Annotated in this window: 20 protein-coding genes; 11 read left to right on the forward strand and 9 right to left on the reverse strand. The window is 53.0% G+C overall.

Annotation, left to right across the window (positions count from 1 at the left end):
• The first annotated feature begins 165 nt into the window (after positions 1–165).
• From J2125_RS00610 to J2125_RS00630, 5 genes are all read left to right on the forward strand, one after another.
• Positions 166–702 (forward strand): hypothetical protein, encoded by a 537-nt coding sequence (locus J2125_RS00610; protein WP_157819426.1) that lies wholly within the window; start codon positions 166–168, stop codon positions 700–702.
• A 243-nt stretch (positions 703–945) separates the two neighbouring features.
• The gene (locus tag J2125_RS00615; RefSeq protein WP_017799832.1) at positions 946–2,673 is read left to right on the forward strand and encodes a potassium/proton antiporter; all 1,728 of its coding nucleotides are present in this window, start codon (positions 946–948) and stop codon (positions 2,671–2,673) included.
• A 78-nt stretch (positions 2,674–2,751) separates the two neighbouring features.
• The gene (locus tag J2125_RS00620; protein WP_017799831.1) at positions 2,752–2,985 is read left to right on the forward strand and encodes a DUF1480 family protein; all 234 of its coding nucleotides are present in this window, start codon (positions 2,752–2,754) and stop codon (positions 2,983–2,985) included.
• Positions 2,986–3,318: 333 nt separating this feature from the next.
• Positions 3,319–4,017, forward strand: coding sequence for a sugar transferase (locus J2125_RS00625; protein WP_017799830.1), 699 nt, complete (start codon positions 3,319–3,321; stop codon positions 4,015–4,017).
• A 141-nt stretch (positions 4,018–4,158) separates the two neighbouring features.
• Positions 4,159–5,349 (forward strand): multidrug effflux MFS transporter, encoded by a 1,191-nt coding sequence (locus J2125_RS00630; RefSeq protein ID WP_026111532.1) that lies wholly within the window; start codon positions 4,159–4,161, stop codon positions 5,347–5,349.
• Positions 5,350–5,353: 4 nt separating this feature from the next.
• Here J2125_RS00630 and dadX read toward each other — a convergent pair whose 3' ends face one another.
• Both dadX and J2125_RS00640 read right to left on the reverse strand, forming a co-directional pair.
• The gene (dadX, locus tag J2125_RS00635) at positions 5,354–6,424 is read right to left on the reverse strand and encodes a catabolic alanine racemase DadX (RefSeq protein ID WP_017799828.1); all 1,071 of its coding nucleotides are present in this window, start codon (positions 6,422–6,424) and stop codon (positions 5,354–5,356) included.
• A 19-nt stretch (positions 6,425–6,443) separates the two neighbouring features.
• Positions 6,444–7,748 carry a D-amino acid dehydrogenase gene (locus tag J2125_RS00640; RefSeq protein ID WP_026111531.1) on the reverse strand — a complete coding sequence of 435 codons (1,305 nt, stop codon included), beginning with the start codon at positions 7,746–7,748 and terminating at the stop codon, positions 6,444–6,446.
• Between the two features lie 507 nt (positions 7,749–8,255).
• On the opposite strand from J2125_RS00640, the gene J2125_RS00645 reads away from it, so the two are divergent.
• On the forward strand, positions 8,256–9,791 hold the full coding sequence (locus J2125_RS00645) for a SpoVR family protein (protein WP_017799826.1): 1,536 nt from the start codon (positions 8,256–8,258) through the stop codon (positions 9,789–9,791).
• A gap of 31 nt (positions 9,792–9,822) precedes the next feature.
• Here the strand turns inward: J2125_RS00645 and fadR are convergent, their stop codons facing one another.
• Positions 9,823–10,545: a fatty acid metabolism transcriptional regulator FadR gene (gene fadR, locus J2125_RS00650; RefSeq protein WP_026111530.1), complete on the reverse strand. Its 723-nt coding sequence runs from the start codon at positions 10,543–10,545 to the stop codon at positions 9,823–9,825.
• A 224-nt stretch (positions 10,546–10,769) separates the two neighbouring features.
• Here fadR and nhaB point away from each other — a divergent pair, with 224 nt between their 5' ends.
• Positions 10,770–12,320, forward strand: a complete 1,551-nt coding sequence (gene nhaB, locus J2125_RS00655) for a sodium/proton antiporter NhaB (RefSeq protein WP_017799824.1) — start codon at positions 10,770–10,772, stop codon at positions 12,318–12,320.
• Between the two features lie 123 nt (positions 12,321–12,443).
• Positions 12,444–12,974, forward strand: a complete 531-nt coding sequence (dsbB, locus tag J2125_RS00660) for a disulfide bond formation protein DsbB (RefSeq protein ID WP_026111529.1) — start codon at positions 12,444–12,446, stop codon at positions 12,972–12,974.
• 34 nt (positions 12,975–13,008) lie between these two features.
• On the opposite strand, the gene J2125_RS00665 is transcribed toward dsbB, so the two are convergent.
• The 4 genes from J2125_RS00665 to J2125_RS00680 all read right to left on the reverse strand — a co-directional run bounded on the left by J2125_RS00665 (position 13,009) and on the right by J2125_RS00680 (position 15,651).
• Entirely contained in the window at positions 13,009–13,455 is a 447-nt protein-coding gene (locus J2125_RS00665) for a YcgN family cysteine cluster protein (protein ID WP_017799822.1), read from the reverse strand.
• A gap of 63 nt (positions 13,456–13,518) precedes the next feature.
• Positions 13,519–14,178 (reverse strand): fumarylacetoacetate hydrolase family protein, encoded by a 660-nt coding sequence (locus tag J2125_RS00670; RefSeq protein WP_017799821.1) that lies wholly within the window; start codon positions 14,176–14,178, stop codon positions 13,519–13,521.
• A 64-nt stretch (positions 14,179–14,242) separates the two neighbouring features.
• Complete coding sequence (locus J2125_RS00675; RefSeq protein WP_017799820.1) at positions 14,243–15,283, reverse strand: lytic murein transglycosylase; 1,041 nt, start codon at positions 15,281–15,283, stop codon at positions 14,243–14,245.
• Positions 15,284–15,381: 98 nt separating this feature from the next.
• Complete coding sequence (locus tag J2125_RS00680; protein WP_017799819.1) at positions 15,382–15,651, reverse strand: YcgL domain-containing protein; 270 nt, start codon at positions 15,649–15,651, stop codon at positions 15,382–15,384.
• 159 nt (positions 15,652–15,810) lie between these two features.
• On the opposite strand from J2125_RS00680, the gene minC reads away from it, so the two are divergent.
• The 3 genes from minC to minE all read left to right on the forward strand — a co-directional run bounded on the left by minC (position 15,811) and on the right by minE (position 17,683).
• Complete coding sequence (gene minC / locus J2125_RS00685; RefSeq protein ID WP_209499427.1) at positions 15,811–16,512, forward strand: septum site-determining protein MinC; 702 nt, start codon at positions 15,811–15,813, stop codon at positions 16,510–16,512.
• Between the two features lie 85 nt (positions 16,513–16,597).
• A complete protein-coding gene (gene minD, locus J2125_RS00690) occupies positions 16,598–17,410 on the forward strand; it encodes a septum site-determining protein MinD (RefSeq protein ID WP_017799817.1) in 813 nt (270 codons plus the stop codon).
• Between the two features lie 3 nt (positions 17,411–17,413).
• Positions 17,414–17,683 carry a cell division topological specificity factor MinE gene (gene minE, locus J2125_RS00695; protein ID WP_017799816.1) on the forward strand — a complete coding sequence of 90 codons (270 nt, stop codon included), beginning with the start codon at positions 17,414–17,416 and terminating at the stop codon, positions 17,681–17,683.
• Between the two features lie 68 nt (positions 17,684–17,751).
• Here the strand turns inward: minE and rnd are convergent, their stop codons facing one another.
• Together rnd and fadD are read right to left on the reverse strand one after the other, a co-directional pair.
• On the reverse strand, positions 17,752–18,873 hold the full coding sequence (gene rnd / locus J2125_RS00700; protein ID WP_026111528.1) for a ribonuclease D: 1,122 nt from the start codon (positions 18,871–18,873) through the stop codon (positions 17,752–17,754).
• A 113-nt stretch (positions 18,874–18,986) separates the two neighbouring features.
• Complete coding sequence (fadD, locus tag J2125_RS00705) at positions 18,987–20,672, reverse strand: long-chain-fatty-acid--CoA ligase FadD (protein ID WP_157819425.1); 1,686 nt, start codon at positions 20,670–20,672, stop codon at positions 18,987–18,989.
• Positions 20,673–20,787: the final 115 nt, after the last annotated feature.

Here is a 20,787-nt window from a genome sequence, read left to right on the forward strand (position 1 = left end):
ATAAATAACGAAATTTTCTTGAAAAAAACTTCAGGTCGGGATATTTTGTCACCGTCAAAGGACGCCTGGAAGGTATGATGGAAAGTAACGAAGCAAAGGGATATAAAGGAACAGCCGCCTCGGTTTTATCGCTGCAAAGGGGGGTATGCAGGAGCAGAACAGAATATGACAACATCATATGGTTCTTATGCTTATAGTTTTTCACCCGATTTAATGGGTGAAATTTTACCGTTTAACCATGTTCAGATACCACACAGGAATGGTGGAGGAGACAACATGTCGGAGCGATTAGATCGTCTCGAAAAGAAAGTGGACACCATAGAGTTAAACCTCTCAAATCTTACTGAAACTGTGATTCGGCTTGAGGCTAAAGTGGATCACCATGCAGAAAGGTTTGAAATAAAGCTGGAGAACTTAAGCAAAAGTGTTGACAGTAAACTGGAGAACTTAAGCGAGAGATTTGAAACCAAACTGGAACGGCAAGGTGAAAGATTTGAAGCCGCGCTGGCGCTTCAATCAAGTAAACTGTCATCAGCGCTGGAACTTCAGTCACAGAAGCTTACCGCAGCTATTGAAAAGCAGGGCATTGCCTTCGACAGCAAACTCAAAGAGCAAAAAATCTCGATCATTCTGTGGATACTGGGTGTACCGAGCCTGCTATTTGGTCTCTATCAGCTTTTTGAACGACTCGCACCGCTGTAAAAACGTCATAAAGCCAGATTCCCCCGCTGGCTTTTGCTATATCCGCCCTTTGAAACCGCAATCCCTCTAATAAGCCACAATATTTATCCGCTGGCAGCCGTTTGATCGTCCCGGAAATCTGATATTTTGTTCTGCGCATCGCATTTTTCTGGTGTAAAACATCGCACTATGAATAGCTTTTGACATTTGTCGCCACGTTTAACACACTGTAAAAATACCCACCATTCTCAGGAGAGCCGCCCATTGGAAGCCAGCGCGATTTACAGTCTATTTATCATCGGTTCCGTGCTGGTCGCGTCGAGCATTCTGTTAAGTTCATTCTCCTCAAGACTTGGCATTCCGATACTGGTGATCTTTCTGGCGCTGGGTATGCTGGCGGGTGTCGACGGCATTGGCGGCATTGCGTTTGATAACTATCCGGCGGCTTACCTCATTTCCAACCTTGCACTGGCGATTATTCTGCTGGATGGCGGTATGCGCACCCAGGCCAGCTCGTTTAAGGTGGCGTTAGGCCCGGCGCTGTCGCTGGCTACCGTGGGCGTACTGATTACCGCCGGATTAACCGGGGTGATCGCCGCCTGGTTATTTCACCTCGATTTGATGCAGGGCTTTCTGGTCGGCGCGATTATCGGCTCTACCGATGCCGCCGCAGTGTTTTCCCTGCTGGGCGGCAAAGGACTGAATGAGCGCGTCAGCGCCACGCTGGAGATCGAATCCGGCAGCAACGACCCGATGGCCGTGTTTCTGACCATTACCTTAATTGAGATGATCCAGCTGGGACAAACCGGCCTCAGCTGGATGTTTGTGGTACACCTGATTCAGCAGTTCGGATTGGGAATTGTCCTCGGTCTCGGCGGCGGCTGGGCGCTCCAGCAGCTGGTCAACCGCATAGCGCTGGCCAACGGTCTCTATCCGCTGCTGGCAGTCAGTGGCGGTATCCTGGTGTTTGCCCTGACCACGGTACTGGAAGGCAGCGGCATTCTCGCAGTCTATCTGTGTGGTTTTGTACTTGGCAACCGTCCGATTCGTAACCGTCACGGTATTTTGCAGACTTTCGACGGTATGGCATGGTTAAGCCAGATTGGCATGTTCCTGGTGCTCGGCCTGCTGGTCACCCCCTCCGATCTGTGGCATATCGCCATTCCGGCGATGATCCTGTCATTGTGGTTAATCCTGGTGGCACGCCCGCTGTCGATTCTGGTCGGTCTGCTGCCGTTCCGCGGCTTTAACATCCGTGAACGCTTCTTTATCAGCTGGGTTGGCCTGCGCGGCGCGGTGCCAATTATTCTGGCGGTGTTTCCGATGATGGCCGGACTGGAGAACGCCAGGCTATTCTTCAATATCGCCTTTTTTGTGGTGCTGGTCTCTCTGATGGTGCAAGGTACTTCGCTCGGTTTTGCCGCCCGCAAAGCGCGCGTCGTGGTGCCGCCAACCGGCGTGCCGATTAACCGCGTGGGACTGGATATCCATCCGGAAAACCCATGGGAACAGTTCGTTTATCAGCTTAGCGCCGATAAATGGTGTGTCGGCGCGGCACTGCGCGACCTGCAAATGCCGCGTGAAACCCGTATTGCCGCCCTGTTCCGTCAGAACCAGCTGCTGCACCCGACCGGCAACACCCGCCTGCGAGAAGGCGATGTGCTCTGTGTGATTGGTCGCGAACGCGACCTGCCTGCCCTCGGCAAACTGTTTAGCCAGTCGCCGCCGGTTGCCCTCGATCAACGCTTCTTCGGCGACTTTATCCTTGAAGCGGATGCCCGGTTACGCGATGTCTCGCAAATCTATGGTCTGGAGCTGGATGCGGATATTGATGACCAGCAGACGCTCGGTCAGCTTATTCTCGGCATGATTGGCGGCGCGCCAGTGGTGGGTGACCAGGTGGAATGGAAAGAGCTGGTATGGACGGTGGCGGAAAAACAAGATAACCATGTGATCAAAATCGGCGTACGTGTCCCTGAAGACAAGGAATAATCCGAAAGCATATCGCTCGATTTTCTCCTCTGAGCGACTACGCTTAATATTCACGTCTTTCCTGATGGGAGAAGTAACATGGGTCATGTACTGAAAATTGGTCGCTACGAGATTATTGATGCTGAGATGGATACCGACAATCTGGATACCGTCAGCATCCCCTGCCAGACCAATCCCGGCCTCAGCTACCAACTGGACGGTTGGGACACGGAGACCAGCGTTCCCGCGTGGATTGACGGCAACCCGGTGGATCTCGATGTCGGTCACTATGACAAGCAACAGGACCGCTGGGTATTGAAAAAACCGGCCTGATCCCCCCTGCCGCCCTGATAATATTATGGCGGCATTTTTCTGCCGGGATAAATTTTAGTCATAAACTCAATCTGCTGAATTGTGGCAATAATATTTAATTGCAGTCATTTAATTAGACTGCTGTCTATTTCTTTTAAGACTATTACCCTATTAACTAATTAAGCTTAATCCTGCATACTGATGGCCACTACTTTAATGAAAGTGAAATAAATCACTGTAGGACATTACCTCAGTCGGCCAGACTCGCCGCAAATAACGTGTAATTCACTATCCGGATCCTGAAGAGTCTGTGTGTTCAGGATAGCCCTTACTCGGAATAAGAGAATCGCTATTATGGAAGATATGAATATCATCAACCATAGCCGTCGTCATAATGATGGCACGCAGAAGATGCCGGTAACCACTTATGGTTTTTCCCGCCGTTCTTCGCAATTGATGAAACGTACCTTTGATGTGCTGGTTGCCTCACTGTTGCTGCTGTTCCTCGCCCCGGCGCTGCTGGTGTTGTGGTGGATGGCATCGCGTGACGGCGGCAACGCTATTTTTCGGCAACAGCGCATCGGCCAGAACGGCAAGCTCTTTACCTGTTTTAAGTTCCGCACCATGGTGCCGGATGCCGCACAGCGTCTGACGCTGCTGCTGGCGACCAGTGAGCAGGCGCGCCGCGACTGGGAAGATGATTTCCGTCTGGAGCAGGATCCTCGCGTCACCGAAAACGGACAGTTCCTGCGCAGTACCAGCCTCGATAAATTGCCGCAGCTGTGGAATGTGTTGCGCGGCGATATGAGTCTGGTCGGCCCGCGTCCGGTGATGGAAGTGGAGCTGGATCGCTATGCCAGCCAGGCGAACTACTATCTGGTGGCCAAACCGGGGATCACCGGTCTGTGGCAGGTAAGCGGACGTAAAGGCAATGACTACGCCACCCGTGCCCATTTTGATGCGTTATACGTTAATAACTGGAACTTCTGGTCCGACAGCCGCATTCTGTGCAAGTCTGCCAGCGAGTTAGTACGCGGTAAAGATATCCAGTAACCACGCTGATGTTAATGCACGTTGCAACAATGTGCATTAACATCACCGCCATCGCACCAATTAACCATAAATTCCCCTTTTCTTTTCTTTAAGTTAACTCTACCCTGTGCGGCTTGTTGTTATCGGATGTCGCGCCCTGTTATGCAAAAATTCACCCTGCTCCTGTTGAGCCTCGTTCTGCTGGCTCCGCTGGGCATCGATCTTTATCTGCCTACCCTGCCACAAATTGCCGACGGCTTAGCCACACCAGTGAGTAATATCCAGACCACCATCCCGCTGTTTCTGCTGGTTATGGGACTGGGTCAAATCGTCGCCGGTCCGCTGGTCGATAACTTTGGCCGTAAACCGATCGCCATTATTGGTCTGCTGCTGTATATCACCGGCAGTGTGGTCGGCGCGATGGCGGTCAACTGGCCAATGTTCCTGGTGGCACGCCTGATTCAGGGTATCGCTGTCTGCTGCACTGCGGTGGTGGCGTTTAGCGGCGTGCGTGACCGTCTGAATGGCGAGGACGCGGCGCGCGCCTACGGCTTTCTGAACGGCGCGCTGAATATCGTGCCAGCGCTGGCGCCGATGCTGGGTGGCTTTCTCGCCGATGCCTTTGGCTGGCGCGCGCCTTTCTGGTTCCTTGCCAGCTATGCGCTGTTTATCGGCGTGATTGTGCTGTTCTTCCTGCCGGAAACCCGTCCAGCGGATACGCAGCCGGTTAAAGGCCTGCCGTTGCGTCAGTACTGGCAGATCTTCAGACAGCCTCGTTTTCTGGCGTTTGCCTTTGCTAACGCCGGTGCGCTGGGCATGGTGCTGACCTATGTCTCTCTGGCGCCGCAGGTGCTGATGACCGAAGGCAAACTCAGCGCACTGCAGTTTTCTGTCGCCTTTGGTACTAACGGTTTCTGGATTATGCTGGTCAGTGTGCTGGTCAATAAAATGATCCGTAAACTGGGCCGCCCGATCTGTCTGGCGATTGGCAGTATCACCATGTTCATCGGCGCCATTACACTGTATGGCGGCGTATTGCTGCTGCCCGCCGCGTGGCAAACGCACTGGGCGCTGTATATGATCCCGGTAGGGATTTCAGTGGCAGGCCTGGCGTTTACCGTAGGCCCGGCCACCAGCTATGCGCTGGAACCTTATCAGCAGCAGGCAGGCGTCGCCTCCGCGCTGGCCGGTTTTATTCAGATGGCCGGGGGTTCATCCGCAGGATTATTTATGATGGCGTTGCCGTTAAGTGAGAAAGCGGCGCTGTCATTGATGATGCTGGTGGGTGCGGTGCTGGCGTTCACCGCATGGCGCTGCAGTAAAGCAGTGCGCGGCCGTATCACCGCGCTCTGAAGGTTTAACGAATGTTTACCGGTACTCGTGGGGCGAGCGCGCACATCAGCTCATACCCCACCGTACCGGCGGCACTGGCGACATCATCGATTTTCACGTTATTGCCCCACAGCTCCACTTTGCTGCCAATACCTGCCTGATGGCAGGGAGTCAGATCGACCATAATCATATCCATCGAAATCGCCCCCAGTGTCTGCGTCAGCACGCCATCCACCATCACTGGCGTTCCGGTTGGCGCATGACGCGGATAGCCGTCAGCATAGCCACAGGCGACGACACCAATCCGTTGTTCGGCCTGCGCGCGATATCTGGCGCCATAGCCGACGCAATCATCAGCTTGCAAATTCTGCACCGCAATAATCTCGCTGCTCAGCGTCATCACCGGTTGTAAACCACTGCTGGCGATATCCTGCCACTGGCCGCTGGGTGATGCGCCATACAGCACAATGCCGGGACGCACCCAGTCGAAATGGGTCTGCGGATGCCACAGCGTGGCCGCAGAGTTGGCCAGCGAACGGGAACAGTTCAGCCCTTCCGCCGCACGCTCAACGCGTTGCAACGGCGCGACAATCCCTTCAGCTTTCTCCGCTGCGGCGAAATGCGCCATTAACGTCATCTCACCCACATTATCCAGCGCACGCAGTTTTTGCCAGGCGTTGTAAACCTGATCGGGCTGGAAACCGAGCCGGTTCATCCCGCTGTTAACTTTCAGATAAATATCGAGCGGCGCCGCCAGTTTAGCGTTAGCAATCGCCTGAATCTGCCAGTTGCTGTGGACGCTGGTGGTTAAGCGGTAGCGATCGAGAATCGCCAGCTCATCGCTGTGAAAGAAACCTTCCAGTAACAGGATCGGTTTTTTCCAGCCGCGCTCACGCAGCAGAATCGCCTCTTCCAGATTCAGCAGCGCGAAGCCGTCCGTCTCTGACAAACTCTGCCAGACCCGGTCAATACCGTGGCCATAGGCATTCGCTTTGACCACCGACCAGATACGGGAATCAGGCGCAGCCTGGCGAACAATCGCCAGGTTTTGTCGCAACGCGGCAGTATCAATGGTTGCGACAATCGGACGTGACATAACCTCTCCTTGTAAAGCCTTAACGCGTAACGTCAGCACGGTGTAACGGGGTGCTGTTGGATGCGGAAAAACCCGGCAGATAGCGCATGACCGACAGATCGTCAGCGGCGATGGCCGGGGTTTGTGCGGAAATAATATCAGAAAGTAGCTGGCCTGAACCGCATGCCATGGTCCATCCGAGCGTTCCGTGACCAGTATTGAGGAAAAGATTTTTCAGCGGCGTACGGCCAACAATTGGCGTGCCGTCCGGCGTCATCGGACGCAGGCCGCTCCAGAAGCTGGCTTGCTCGATATGGCCACCGGTGGGATAGAGATCGCGCACCACCATTTCCAGCGTTTCGCGCCGCGCAGGCAGCAGCCGGTTGTTATAGCCGACGATCTCCGCCATGCCGCCGACGCGGATACGGTTATCAAAACGGGTAATCGCCACTTTATAGCTTTCGTCCAGCACCGTAGAAACCGGCGCGCCCGCGGGATCACTGATGGGGATCGTCAACGAGTAGCCTTTTAACGGATAGACCGGAATATCGAGGATATTGTGCAACAGTGAAGTGGAGTAAGAACCAAACGCCACTACATAGGCATCGGCTTTAATCACTTCCTCCCCGCACTTCACGCCATAAATATGGTTGCCGTCACGCAGCAGATGATCCACCGGGGTGTTAAAGCGGAAGTTGACACCAGCCGCCGCAGCCATCTCCGCCAGACGCTGAGTAAACAGCTGGCAGTCGCCGGTTTCATCATTAGGTAAGCGCAGACCGCCGGTCAGCTTATGGCTGGTGGCAGCCAGCGCCGGTTCGACGCTGGCCAGTTCGCTGGCTTCCAGCAGCTGATAAGGTACTCCCGCCTGCTGCAATACCGCGATATCTTTTGCGGCGCTTTCATACTGCTGCGCAGTGCGGAACAGCTGCAATGTGCCGCCCTGCCGTCCTTCATAGGCGATGCCGGTCTGTTCGCGCAGCGTTTTCAGACAGTCGCGGCTATATTCGGCAATGCGCACCATGCGACTTTTATTCTGCTGATAGTGGCGCATATCGCAGTTACGCAGCATCTGCCACATCCACTGCAGCTGAAAACTGCTGCCATCAAGACGGATAGCCAGCGGCGCGTGGCGCTGAAACATCCATTTAACTGCCTTTAGCGGTACGCCTGGCGCCGCCCATGGGGCAGCATAACCTGGCGAAATCTGCCCGGCATTACCGGCGCTGGTTTCCAGCGCGGGCCCTGGCTGACGGTCAATTACCGTAACCTCATGCCCCGCTTGCGCCAGATACCATGCACTGGCGACTCCCACCACCCCACTTCCAAGAATGACAACTCGCATAACCACTCCACGGCAGTTAACAAAAGAACAATATACTGTTTTGACAGCCTGATTTCGGATGAACATACCGGCAACCCGCAAGGCTGTCGCGGTGAACTATTTCACATCTTTTTTACCTTATGGGTAACTAAAAACAAGATGAGAGGTTCAATTTAGAGCAAAATATTGCCATCTGGCGCTTTGCAGCAGCAAATTATTACAAACCCGCATAATCCGCGACTTGTCAGCAGAAAAGAAACTGCTCATACAAAACCCTTATAAACAGCATATTATGCTGGCTAAGCGCTAATTAATCGCATCTTTTAATATTTGAAAATTCTTTTTTGCCGCGCGCTCTATTTTCTGCCAAATATTTCGTTTGTGTTCCTGTTTCGGATGAGTGACAGTGAACTATCATTGAAGTATTCGCTCAGATTTTCGGGCTTTCTTTGTCGGAACCGACAAGCAGGAAAACTCAGATCACCATGAATCGCTGTTTAATGCTGATTCAAATAAGAGGGGTGCGCTATGACGACTATTTTTGACGATGCGATCAGGCACAATAAACGACTCAGCGATGGTCCGGACTGGACCTTTGAACTGCTTGATAGCTACCTGGAAGAGATCGACCGTGTCGCGAAACTCTACCGGCTCGATACTTACCCGCACCAGATTGAAATCATCACCTCCGAACAGATGATGGATGCCTATTCCAGCGTCGGGATGCCGATCAACTATGCCCACTGGTCGTTCGGTAAGAAATTTATTGAGACCGAGCAGCGCTACAAACATGGTCAGCAAGGGCTGGCGTATGAAATCGTCATTAACTCCAATCCCTGCATCGCTTACCTGATGGAAGAGAACACCATCACCATGCAGGCGCTGGTGATGGCCCATGCCTGCTATGGTCATAACTCATTTTTTAAAAACAACTACCTGTTCCGCAGCTGGACCGACGCCAGTTCAATTGTCGATTATCTGCTGTTTGCCCGCAGTTATATCGCCAAATGCGAAGAGCGCTATGGTGTTGAAGAGGTCGAACGACTGCTCGACTCCTGCCATGCGCTGATGAACTACGGCGTCGATCGCTATAAACGTCCGCAAAAAATTTCGTTGCAGGAAGAAAAAGCGCGACAGCAGAGCCGTGAAGAGTATCTGCAAAGCCAGGTCAATACCTTGTGGCGCACCCTGCCGCGACGCGAGAAAGAGGAAGTGCAGGCAGAAGCGGCTCGCTACCCTTCTGAGCCGCAGGAAAACCTGCTGTACTTTATGGAGAAGAATGCGCCGCTGCTGGAGTCCTGGCAACGTGAAGTGCTGCGCATCGTACGTAAGGTCAGCCAGTACTTCTATCCGCAGAAACAGACCCAGGTGATGAACGAGGGCTGGGCCACCTTCTGGCACTACACCATTCTTAATCACCTGTATGATGAGGGCAAAGTCTCCGAGCGCTTTATGCTGGAGTTTCTGCACAGTCATACCAATGTGGTCTATCAGCCACCGTATAACAGCCAGTGGTATAGCGGAATTAACCCGTATGCCCTTGGCTTTGCGATGTTCCAGGATATTAAACGTATCTGTGAGTCGCCGACAGAAGAGGATCGCTACTGGTTCCCGGATATCGCCGGTAAAGACTGGCTGGAGACGCTGCATTTCGCCATGCGCGAATTTAAAGATGAGAGCTTTATCAGCCAGTTCCTGTCACCGAAAGTGATGCGCGACTTCCGCCTGTTTACAGTGCTGGACGACGATCGCAATAATTTCCTGGAGATTGCCGCAATCCACGATGAAGCCGGTTACCGCGCCATCCGTCAGCAGCTTTCCGCGCAATATAATCTGAGCAATCTGGAACCCAATATTCAGGTGTATAGCGTCGATCTGCGTGGCGACCGTTCATTAACCCTGCGTTATGTGCCGCAGGAGCGCGCGCCGCTGGATAAGAGCCGTCGTGAAGTGCTGAAGCATGTGCATCGCCTGTGGGGCTTTGATATCCATCTTGAGCAGCAGAATGAAGATGGCAGCGTGGAGCTGCTTGATCGCGTTCCGCCGCGTCCTACCATGCTGTAACTGACGGGCGGCGAGAACGCCGCCCAAATGATTAACGACGCTGCTGATGCGCTAAATCGGCCGGCATGGTTTTCTGCATGCTGTGCCAGATCTCACCACTCTGACGACCATAGTCGCGTACCGCATCGACAATCAGATCAAACTGCTGTTTCTGACTAATCACCATCAGTTGCTGATAGAAATTCTGCGCCAGTTTCCGTGCTTCGGGATTGGAGAAATAGTAACGTCCGACGCGGGTATATAACCCTTTCAGGCCATTCAGAATCAGACCATATATCGGGTTGCCGGAAGCAAAAGCCAGCCCGCGGAAGATATTATAATCCAGTTCGGTATAAGCTTCGGCGTGGTCTTCCACATGGTTGGCGGTATCCAGCACCTCCTGCGCTTTATCCGCATGATGACGGATGGCGCGACGAATAAAGATCGAGGAGATATTGGTGCGCACAGACAGCAAATTATCAATCAGCTGTGGCACGCTGTCATGATCGAGACGCGCCAGCGTTTCCAGAATATTCAGCCCGGAAGTTTCCCAGAAATTATTTACCCGGGTCGGTTTGCCATGTTGAATAGTTAACCAGCCATCGCGCGCCAGGCGCTGAAGCACTTCACGCAACGTGGTGCGGGTGACACCGATTAATTCAGAAAGCTCACGTTCTGCGGGCAAAATGGAACCGGGTGGAAAGCGGCTATTCCAGATGCTTTCAATAATATACTCTTCAGCGAAACCCGCTGGGCTCTGCGCCTTAATGACCATAACAATTTTTCTCGTCGCTTTCATATACCGCAAAAAATTCAGCTCATCATACCAGAGGCCCCTGGCGGGACATAGTCTGTAAAGGGGTGAAAAAGCGATCGCGACGTGAAAATAACAAAATTATCCCATCCATTAGCAAGATAATCATATTGCCTACAGCCCTCTGCCGCTTTACCCTCTGTTTATATTTATATTACATAGCAAAAATAAGGCTGATATCACTGATGGATATTTCTGTCACCGGCGCGATGACGCGTAATTTTCTCGGGCAGTCGCCCGTCTGGTACAAAGTTACCCTGCTGGCTTTTCTGCTGCTGAATCCGCTGCTGTTCTTTTTTGTCAGCCCGTTTCTCGCCGGCTGGCTGCTGGTAGCGGAGTTTATTTTCACCCTTGGCATGGCATTGAAATGCTATCCGTTGCTGCCAGGTGGTCTGCTGGCGCTGGAAGCGATTGCGATTGGCATGGCCAGCGCCGGGCAGGTAAAGCAGGAACTGGCTGGTAATCTGGAAGTGCTGCTGCTGCTGATCTTTATGGTGGCCGGTATCCACTTTATGAAACAGCTGCTGCTGCTGGTGTTTACTAAACTGTTGCTGAATATCCACTCGAAGGTACTACTCGGACTGTCATTCTGTCTGGCCGCCGCTTTCCTCTCAGCGTTTCTCGATGCGCTGACGGTTGTGGCGGTGGTGATTACCGTGGCCAGCGGTTTTTACGCGATTTATCATCAGGTGATCTCGGGTGGTAATAAAGAATCTCATCATGATGACAGTGATATTGCCGAACAGGAGCATCGCCAGACGCTGGAGCAATTCCGCTCCTTCCTGCGCAGTCTGATGATGCAGGCCGGCGTCGGTACTGCACTCGGTGGCGTGATGACAATGGTCGGCGAACCGCAAAACCTGATTATCGCCAAGGCCGCCGGCTGGAATTTTGGCGAGTTTTTCCTGCGTATGGCGCCAGTAACCGTACCGGTACTGATTTGCGGCATCCTCACCAGCATCTTAATTGAGCGTTTTAAATTATTTGGTTATGGCGAGCCGTTGCCGGCGCCGGTGCGAGACATTCTGCTGGATTACGATCGCCAGTCTGGCGCCAGGCGCACACGTCAGGAGAGCGTACGCTTATGGGTGCAGGCGCTGATTGGCCTCTGGCTGATTGTGGCGCTGGCATTTCATCTGGCGGAAGTGGGCCTGATTGGCCTGTCAGTGATTATCCTCGCGACGTCACTGTGTGGCGTAACGGATGAGCATGCCATCGGTAAAGCCTTTACTGATGCGCTGCCGTTTACGGCGCTGCTGGCGGTATTTTTCGCCATTGTGGCGGTGATTGTTGAGCAGCAGCTGTTTAGTCCGCTGATTAACTTTGTGCTGCAGGCCGAGCCCGCCTCGCAGCTTAGCTGGTTCTATGTGTTTAACGGCCTGCTGTCATCGATTTCCGATAATGTGTTTGTCGGCTCGGTGTATATCAATGAGGCGAAAAATGCCTTTACCAGCGGCGCTATCAGCCTTCAGCAGTTTGAGCTGCTGGCAGTAGCAACCAATACCGGCACCAACCTGCCCTCAGTCGCCACGCCAAACGGTCAGGCGGCGTTTCTGTTCCTGCTGACCTCGGCGCTGGCGCCACTGATCCGCCTCTCTTATGGCCGTATGGTGTGGATGGCGCTACCCTTTACAATCGTCTTGTCGCTGGTAGGGCTGATTTGCATTATCTATTGTCTGGAACCTGTGACGGCATACCTGATGCAACATGGCTGGATCAGCCTGCCACATCCATAAGGCGGAAATTTGACGGTTACTTAATTTAAGTCACTTATCTGATTAATTTTTTCGTAGCTGAGGCTGGCAGCGAACGCCTTTTGGTTTACACTGCGCTATCAAGGTTTCTTGCATGGAAAGACTATGTTGCGATATTTAAATCAATGCTCCAGAGGACGCGGTGCCTGGTTATTAATGGCTCTGATTGCTCTCGCCCTGGAAATGGTAGCGCTATACTTCCAGCATGTAATGATGCTCAAGCCTTGCGTGATGTGCATTTATGAACGTTGCGCATTGTGGGGCATTGTTGCGGCAGGCATCGTCGGCGCGATTGCCCCTAAAAGCCCGCTACGTCTGCTGGCGATTGTCGGCTGGATTTACAGCGCATGGGAAGGTATGCGGTTAGCTTACCAGCACACCATGATTCAGCTGCATCCGAATCCGTTTGTCACCTGTGACTTCGCCGCGCGTTTCCCGAGCTGGCTGCCACTGGATAAATGGCTGCCGTCGATGTTTGTCGCCAGCGGCGATTGCGCTGAGAACCAGTGGTCTTTCCTGACGTTAAGCATGCCGCAATGGCTGGTGATTATTTTTGCTGCGTTTCTGCTGGTGGCGGTACTGGTGCTGATCGCCCAGCCGTTTAAACCCAAACGCCGCGATCTGTTTTCACGCTAAGCGATAAAAAAACGGGCCGTCAGGCCCGTTTTTTTTACTGCGCCCACAACGGGCGATTGAGAATATGATCTTCCCAGTCCACAACTTCACTTTCGCGCACCGCGATATGACGCACGGAGATCCGTGCCGCATGCATCGCCGCTTTCGAACCGCTGCGTAACGGATGCCATACCGGCAGCGATTTGCCTTCAGCCAGCAGGCGATAAGCACAGCTTGGCGGCAGCCAGGAGAACGTCGGCAGATTGTCGCGTGTCAGTTTGATGCAATCCTCTTCATACTCGAAGCGACGCTCATAGTTGCGACACTGGCAGGTTTTGATATTGAGCTGGTTACAGGCGACGTTGGTGAAGTAGATTTCATCGGTATCTTCGTCCTGCAACTTATTCAGACAACACTGGCCACAACCATCACACAAGGACTCCCATTCCTTATCGGTCATTTGCTCAAGCGACTTTTGCTGCCAGAAAGGGGTATCGGTCATGGTCTGGTCCTGTTTTTATGAAAGCCCGCACCTTATAAACAGTTCGGGCTTCAGATGCAACCTTTACAGTACGCGCGTCGACACGCCATGGCCGCCCAGCGACAGCTCCAGCGTATCGCCGGAGGCCATCGGGCCAACGCCTTCCGGGGTGCCGGTTATCACTACATCGCCAGCGCGCAAGGTAAAGTACTGGCTCATATAGGCAATCAGCGGCAGAATTTTGGTGATCATATCAGAGGTATTGCCATGCTGACGCACTTCGCCATTGACCACCAGTTTCAGTTCGCTGTTCTGTGGATCGCCGTCAAATTCGCTGACCGGAATAAAACCTGACAGCGGGCAGGAGTTATCAAAACCTTTCGATTTCTCCCATGGCTGACCGGCTTTCTTCAGACCCGCCTGCAGATCGCGCAGTGTCAAATCAAGGGCGATACCGTAACCGGCAATCGCTTTCGCCACATGCTCTTCGGTGGCCTGCTTTAGCGTGGAGCCAATCAGCACCGCCAGTTCCACTTCATGATGCACAGAGCCAAAGGCTTTCGGGATCGAAATTGGCTGACGCAAATCGCACAGTGCGGTTTCCGGCTTGATAAACACCACCGGCTCTTCCGGCGTCGCGCTGCCCATCTCTTTAATGTGTTTAGCATAGTTGCTGCCGACACATACCACTTTGCTTACCGGAAAATCTAACAGTGCGCCCTGCCAGTTACGATGCTGATACATGCTTTTCCCCTGCTTACTGTTGAGTGGCAACGCCAGCAGCCGCTGGCGTTAGTCAGTTAATCACTTACTGCCCGATAGCATCAGCCATTTTGCCGATACTGATAGCGAAATAATAAGATCGATTCCAGTGCATTATTGTGCGGAAATTGTCATAAACCATAAACGCGCGCCCTTCCATATCATCCGGCAGGATGATCCAGGCGCGCTGAGCGTTGTCCGGCAGCGCCACGCTGTTGGTCATGCGGATGCCGAGCTTCTGCCATTCGCCGACGCTTTTCGCCTGCGTATCCTTCAGACCGGCCTGCTCTTTCACAAAGTCCACCGGCAACACCACTTCGCGGCCCCAGCCTTCGCCAGCACGCCAGCCCTCTTTAGCAAGATAGTTGGCGGTCGAGGCAAACACATCATCAATATTGTTCCAGATATCGATTTTGCCGTCGCCATCCGCATCGGCGCCATAACGCAGGTAAGAGCTTGGCATAAACTGATTCTGGCCCATCGCGCCAGCCCAGGACCCTTTCATCTCAGCAGCGCTGATATGGCCCTGCTGGACAATATTCAGCGCGGCAATCAGCTCTTTTGTAAACAGTGCTTCACGCCGTCCTTCAAACGCCAGCGTCGCCAGCGCCGAAATCACATCTTCGCGGCCCTGAATCTTGCCAAAATTACTCTCCATCGCCCAGAGCGCAACGATATATTGCGCCGGCACGCCGTAACGCTGGCTGACAGATGCTAACTGGCTCTGATAACGCTGCGCGTTTTCACGCGCCTGAGTGATTTTCGCCGCGGTGATGGTGCGCGCCAGATAGTCATCCAGCGTGACTTTTTTCTCCAGCTGATTGCGATCCGATTTAATCACCCGATCAACAAAATGCACGTTGGCAAAAGCGCTATCCAGCGTGCTCTGAGTAATCCCCTGCGCGCGCGCTTGCGCTTTTAATTTTTCCACATAAGCCGGAAATTCAGCCGGATTGCGCCCCTGTTCCGCCAGGGTAGTCGCAGGCGCGGGCTGCGAGGCGGCAGGCAATGGGGCGGCGCTGTTTTTACTGGCACATCCGGTGAGCAAAAGCGCGAGGGTAAGAGCACTGAGGGCTGTCTGCTTCATGCGGGCATCCTTTTTAATCGGGTTTATCCGCCGCAAATATTAATCTGCATCGTTAACAGCGTGCGGCGGAGATATTTACAGAGGATTCTTAATTCACCTCATTTACTATTTTCCAGATGCATTTTTAGCAGACTTTCAAGCGGAGGTGGCAGCTGCAAATAATAGCCCTGCTCTTTTAAAGCCGCGGCCACTTTCTCAAGGTCGGCATTGACCAGTTTCTTACTGCCATCAAGTGGTAACAGCATTGCCAGCTGCGGCTTGCCAAAACCACGGAGCAGTTCTGCGGGCACGCGCGAGAAATCGTCTTTTTTTTCTACATAAAGATAAGTCTGGTCGCGCTGCGGGCTTCGGTAGATCACACAAAACATATTTTTTACTCGAATTAACTGGGATGGTGGCTTGCCTGAATATAGCAGTAACTATAACATGCTTGCAGTACTTCGGAATATTGTCCCGCTTTGATTAAGTGATGATAAAATTAAGCTTAATTGAGTCGGGTGAAACACAACAGGACTGAGTCAGGACAGATGTCGCAAACGCCAATCGAGTTAAAGGGCAGTAGTTTCACACTGTCTGTTGTTCATTTACACCACACTCAACCCGAGGTGGTTCGTCAGGCGCTTCAGGACAAAATTGACCAGGCTCCAGCCTTCCTGAAAAATGCGCCCGTGGTGCTCAATGTTGCGACGCTTTCTGGTGAAGTTAACTGGAAACAGATGCAGCAGGCGGTGATCTCAACTGGCTTGCGCATCATCGGTGTCAGCGGCTGTAAAGATGAAAGCCTGAAGCGTATGATCACGCGCGCCGGTTTACCGGTTCTGGCCGAAGGGAAAGAACAGAAGAAGGCGGCAGAAGCCGCGCCGCTGATTCAGGCGGTGCAACCGCTGGAAAATCTGGTGGCAAAAACCCGTGTCGTTAACACGCCGGTTCGCTCCGGACAGCAGATTTATGCGCGCAACGCTGACCTGATTGTCACCAACAGCGTTAGCGCCGGCGCCGAGCTGGTGGCCGATGGCAATATCCATATCTACGGCATGATGCGTGGACGCGCGCTTGCCGGCGCCAGCGGCGACCGTGAGTGCCAGATTTTTTGTACCAGTTTGTCTGCGGAACTGGTGTCGATCGCCGGTGAATACTGGATGATGGACCAAATCCCTGCTGAATTTTTTGGCAAAGCCTCGCGCCTCTGCCTGAAAGAAGGCGCGATAACCATACAGACATTAAATTAGGCCTGTTTTTACGTCGTCAGCGATGCCCGGCGCGTAAAAAGCCTGTTGGAATAGACTCAGCCCCTTTGTTAAGGAATTAATCAATATGGCACGCATTATTGTAGTTACATCGGGTAAAGGGGGCGTTGGTAAGACCACGTCAAGCGCGGCCATCGCTACTGGTCTGGCGCAGAAAGGCAAAAAAACCGTGGTGATCGATTTCGATATCGGTCTGCGTAACCTTGACCTGATTATGGGCTGTGAACGCCGTGTGGTGTATGACTTCGTCAATGTCATCCAGGGCGACGCCACGCTGAACCAGGCGCTGATTAAAGATAAGCGCACGGAAAATCTGTTTATCCTGCCAGCTTCGCAGACCCGTGATAAAGATGCACTGACCCGCGAAGGCGTGGAAAAAGTGCTGAATGACCTGGATGCCATGGCATTTGACTTTATCGTCTGTGACTCCCCGGCGGGTATTGAAACCGGCGCATTGATGGCGCTCTACTTCGCCGACGAAGCGATTATTACCACTAACCCGGAAGTCTCTTCGGTTCGTGACTCCGACCGTATTCTGGGCATTATCGCCTCGAAATCACGTCGTGCGGAAAACAGTCAGGATCCGATTAAAGAACATCTGCTGTTAACCCGTTACAACCCGGGCCGCGTAAACCGTGGTGATATGCTGAGCATGGAAGATGTGCTGGAAATTCTGCGCATTCCACTGGTTGGTGTTATCCCGGAAGATCAGTCCGTACTGCGTGCGTCCAACCAGGGCGAACCGGTGATTCTTGATGGCGAGTCCGATGCGGGCAAAGCCTATGCCGATGCCGTAGACCGTTTACTCGGCGAAGAACGTCCCTTCCGCTTCATTGAAGAAGAGAAGAAGGGTTTCCTGAAACGCCTGTTCGGGGGATAAACCATGGCCTTACTCGATTTCTTTTTATCCCGTAAAAAGAGCACAGCAAATATAGCCAAGGAACGGCTGCAAATCATCGTGGCGGAACGCAGAAGGGGCGACAGTGAGCCCCACTATCTGCCACAGTTGAAACGCGACATACTGGAAGTGATCTGCAGATACGTAAAAATTGATCCGGAGATGGTGACCGTGCAGCTGGATCAAAAAGGAGATGACATTTCGATTCTGGAGCTGAACGTTACGCTGCCAGAAGTGGAAGAACCGACGAAATGATGGTTGATTACTCCTGAATTTCCCCTGCGCTGTAGCAGGGGAAACCGTTTTATGGCGACCCTGGCGACTTAATACTCCGCCAGCAGTTGTGTAATGCCCTTTTCCATCAGCTCACCACGCCAGCCTGCCAGCAGTTCCGGCAAACGCTCACGCGGCTTAATACGCCAGTGCCAGCTTAATAACTGGTTAATCTGCCGACGTGAAGCCAGCAGTTCCGGACTTAAGCCTGAGCTTTCACTCACTTCCTGCACCAGCGCCTTCAGGGCTTTAAACGCCTGTTTATAGTTCGGCTGATCGATAATATTGCTCAGCGGCTCCGGCAGTTCCTCTTCCGGCAGCGCATTGGCCTGCGCGACAAAGCTGACCAGAGTTTTACCGTGGAAACGAATTTCATGGCCATTTAAGCCAAGATGATCCAGCTCACCGAGTGAACCCGGCATAAAGCGCGCCACTTTCCACAGATTCTCTTCGCGCACCACAAAGTTAACCGCCATATCTTTTTCACGCGCCAGCTCCAGACGCCATGCCGCCATCAGCCGCAGGGCCGCCAGCTGACGCGGGCGCAGCTGCCAGGCATTGGTAATCTCACGCCAGGCATCTTCCGGCAGCAGGATATCGCTACGACGCTGACACAGCAGCTGACACTCACTCAGTGCGGCAGCCATCTGCCCTGCGGCTTCGGTTTCCGCCACCAGCTGTTGGGCGATCGGCAGCAGATAGAACACATCGGCGGCGGCATATTCACACTGACGTTCGCTTAACGGGCGCGCCATCCAGTCGGTACGTGACTCACTCTTATCCAGGGCAATGCCGGTAAAGGATTCGACAAGGGTGGCAAAACCGCAGGAGAGCGGACGTCCGCTAAAGGCAGCAAGGATTTGCGTATCAATCATTGGATCCGGCATCACGCCAAACTCGTTGATAAACACTTCCAGATCTTCGCTACCGGCATGCAGGAATTTGATCACCTGCTGATCGCTGAGCAGCGCTTCAAATGGCGTCCAGTCGCTGATCGCCAGCGGATCGATTAACGATACGCGTTCGCCGTCATACAACTGGATTAAACCTAAACGCGGATAGTAAGTGCGTGTACGGACAAATTCAGTATCCAGCGCCAGCGCAGAAAACTGGCGCGCCGCCTGACAGACCTCAGCCAGCGCCTCGTCGGAAGTGATTAATGTGTAATTCAAATTGTTTTCTCTCGCCGCCTGCAAACTCATCAGGCAGTGTTCAGGTGTTGATAGCAATAAAAACGCCGGACTCACCGGCGTTATGTAATCTTAGTGCAGTGCGTTTGGCTGCGTTATCCGCCGCTTTTCGCCGCCTTAATCGCTTCGTCACGCAGCTCGCGACGCAGGATTTTACCCACATTGCTTTTTGGCAGCTCGTCACGAAACTCGACAATTTTCGGCACTTTATAGCCGGTTAACAGGCGACGACAGTGCGCAATCAGCTCATCTTTGGTCAGTGAATCATCCTTTTTCACTACGCAGACTTTTACCGCTTCACCGGACAGATCGCTCGGCACGCCAATGGCGGCCACTTCGCGCACTTTCGCATGCTGCATCAGAACATCTTCGATCTCATTAGGATAAACGTTGAAACCGGAGACCAGAATCATATCCTTTTTACGATCGACAATCCGCAGAAAGCCTTCATGATCAACGGTAACAATATCGCCGCTGTGAAGCCATCCATTTTTTAATACTTCATCAGTGGCCTGCGGATGCTGCCAGTAGCCGAGCATCACCTGTGGCCCTTTAATGCACAGTTCGCCAGGCTCCCCTTCGACTACGTCATTACCGGCGTCATCGACCAGTTTGATATCGGTGGAGGGCACCGGCAGGCCAATGCTGCCATTATGACAGGTAATATCATAAGGATTAACCGACACCAGCGGCGAACATTCGGTCAGGCCATACCCTTCCAGCAGATAGTGGCCGGTCAGCTTCTCCCAGCGCTCGGCCACCGCTTTCTGTACCGACATACCGCCACCGGCGGACAGACGCAATGAAGAGAAGTCCAGCCGGTTAAAATCTTTGTCATTCAGCAATGCATTAAACAGCGTATTGACCCCGGTGATGGCGGTAAACGGATATTTGCCCAGCTCTTTAACCAGCCCCGGGATATCGCGCGGGTTGGTAATCAGCAGATTGCGGCCGCCCAGCTCGACAAACAGCAGGCAATTTACCGTCAGCGCAAAGATATGGTAGAGCGGCAACGCGGTGACCACCGTTTCGTTACCGTCCTGCAGCAGTGAGCCGTAGGTGGCTTTGGTCTGCTCCAGATTAGCCTGCATATTGCGATGAGTCAGCATTGCCCCTTTCGCCACGCCGGTGGTGCCGCCGGTATATTGCAGGAAAGCCAGATCTTCATTAATTACCTGTGGCCTGACATATTGCAGGCGGTAACCCTGATGCATGGCGCTGCGAAAGGAAATAGCGTGCGGCAGATTATATTTCGGCACCAGCCGCTTAATATATTTGACCACAAAATTGACCAGCGTGGCTTTGGCGGGCGACAGCTGATCGCCGAGTCGCGTCAGGATCACATGTTTCACCTGCGTCTTATCAACCACTTTTTCCAGCGTATGAGCGAAGTTAGACACCAGCACAATGGCGCTGGCGCCACTGTCATTCAGCTGATGCTCCAGTTCACGCGGGGTATAGAGCGGGTTGACGTTAACGACGATCATGCCAGCACGCAGCACGCCGAACAACGCAATCGGATACTGCAACAGATTGGGCATCATTAGCGCGACTCTGTCGCCCTTCTTCAGTCCCAGTCCTTGCTGCAGATAAGCGGCGAAGGCGCGGCTGCGCTCCTCCAGCTTACGGAAAGTCATCATCTGACCCATATTGATAAATGCCGGCTGATCGGCATAACGTTTTGCCGCTTGCTCAAACAGATCAACTAGAGATGTATAACGGTCAGCATCAATTTCAGCCGGGACATCGGCCGGGTAACGGTTAAGCCAAACTTTCTTCAAAGATTCGTCCTGGAAATCATATTTCATTGTCATAGCAGCCTCACCGTCACGCTCTGTTAACAATATTTTAACTCAGCGTACCAGTTTACTCATTACTCGGTGGCAGGCTTGCGAA

Origin of the sequence: Winslowiella toletana (assembly GCF_017875465.1) — a bacterium.
Lineage (GTDB): Bacteria > Pseudomonadota > Gammaproteobacteria > Enterobacterales > Enterobacteriaceae > Erwinia > Erwinia toletana.

Bases quoted from the DNA above. Each gene is read 5' to 3' on its own strand.
- J2125_RS00610 (WP_157819426.1), top strand. From the start codon at position 166: ATGACAACATCATATGGTTCTTATGCTTATAGTTTTTCACCCGATTTA.
- J2125_RS00620 (WP_017799831.1), top strand. From the start codon at position 2,752: ATGGGTCATGTACTGAAAATTGGTCGCTACGAGATTATTGATGCTGAG.
- J2125_RS00625 (WP_017799830.1), top strand. From the start codon at position 3,319: ATGGAAGATATGAATATCATCAACCATAGCCGTCGTCATAATGATGGC.
- J2125_RS00630 (WP_026111532.1), top strand. From the start codon at position 4,159: ATGCAAAAATTCACCCTGCTCCTGTTGAGCCTCGTTCTGCTGGCTCCG.
- dadX (WP_017799828.1), bottom strand. From the start codon at position 6,424: ATGTCACGTCCGATTGTCGCAACCATTGATACTGCCGCGTTGCGACAA.
- J2125_RS00640 (WP_026111531.1), bottom strand. From the start codon at position 7,748: ATGCGAGTTGTCATTCTTGGAAGTGGGGTGGTGGGAGTCGCCAGTGCA.
- J2125_RS00645 (WP_017799826.1), top strand. From the start codon at position 8,256: ATGACGACTATTTTTGACGATGCGATCAGGCACAATAAACGACTCAGC.
- fadR (WP_026111530.1), bottom strand. From the start codon at position 10,545: ATGGTCATTAAGGCGCAGAGCCCAGCGGGTTTCGCTGAAGAGTATATT.
- nhaB (WP_017799824.1), top strand. From the start codon at position 10,770: ATGGATATTTCTGTCACCGGCGCGATGACGCGTAATTTTCTCGGGCAG.
- dsbB (WP_026111529.1), top strand. From the start codon at position 12,444: ATGTTGCGATATTTAAATCAATGCTCCAGAGGACGCGGTGCCTGGTTA.
- J2125_RS00665 (WP_017799822.1), bottom strand. From the start codon at position 13,455: ATGACCGATACCCCTTTCTGGCAGCAAAAGTCGCTTGAGCAAATGACC.
- J2125_RS00670 (WP_017799821.1), bottom strand. From the start codon at position 14,178: ATGTATCAGCATCGTAACTGGCAGGGCGCACTGTTAGATTTTCCGGTA.
- J2125_RS00675 (WP_017799820.1), bottom strand. From the start codon at position 15,283: ATGAAGCAGACAGCCCTCAGTGCTCTTACCCTCGCGCTTTTGCTCACC.
- J2125_RS00680 (WP_017799819.1), bottom strand. From the start codon at position 15,651: ATGTTTTGTGTGATCTACCGAAGCCCGCAGCGCGACCAGACTTATCTT.
- minC (WP_209499427.1), top strand. From the start codon at position 15,811: ATGTCGCAAACGCCAATCGAGTTAAAGGGCAGTAGTTTCACACTGTCT.
- minD (WP_017799817.1), top strand. From the start codon at position 16,598: ATGGCACGCATTATTGTAGTTACATCGGGTAAAGGGGGCGTTGGTAAG.
- minE (WP_017799816.1), top strand. From the start codon at position 17,414: ATGGCCTTACTCGATTTCTTTTTATCCCGTAAAAAGAGCACAGCAAAT.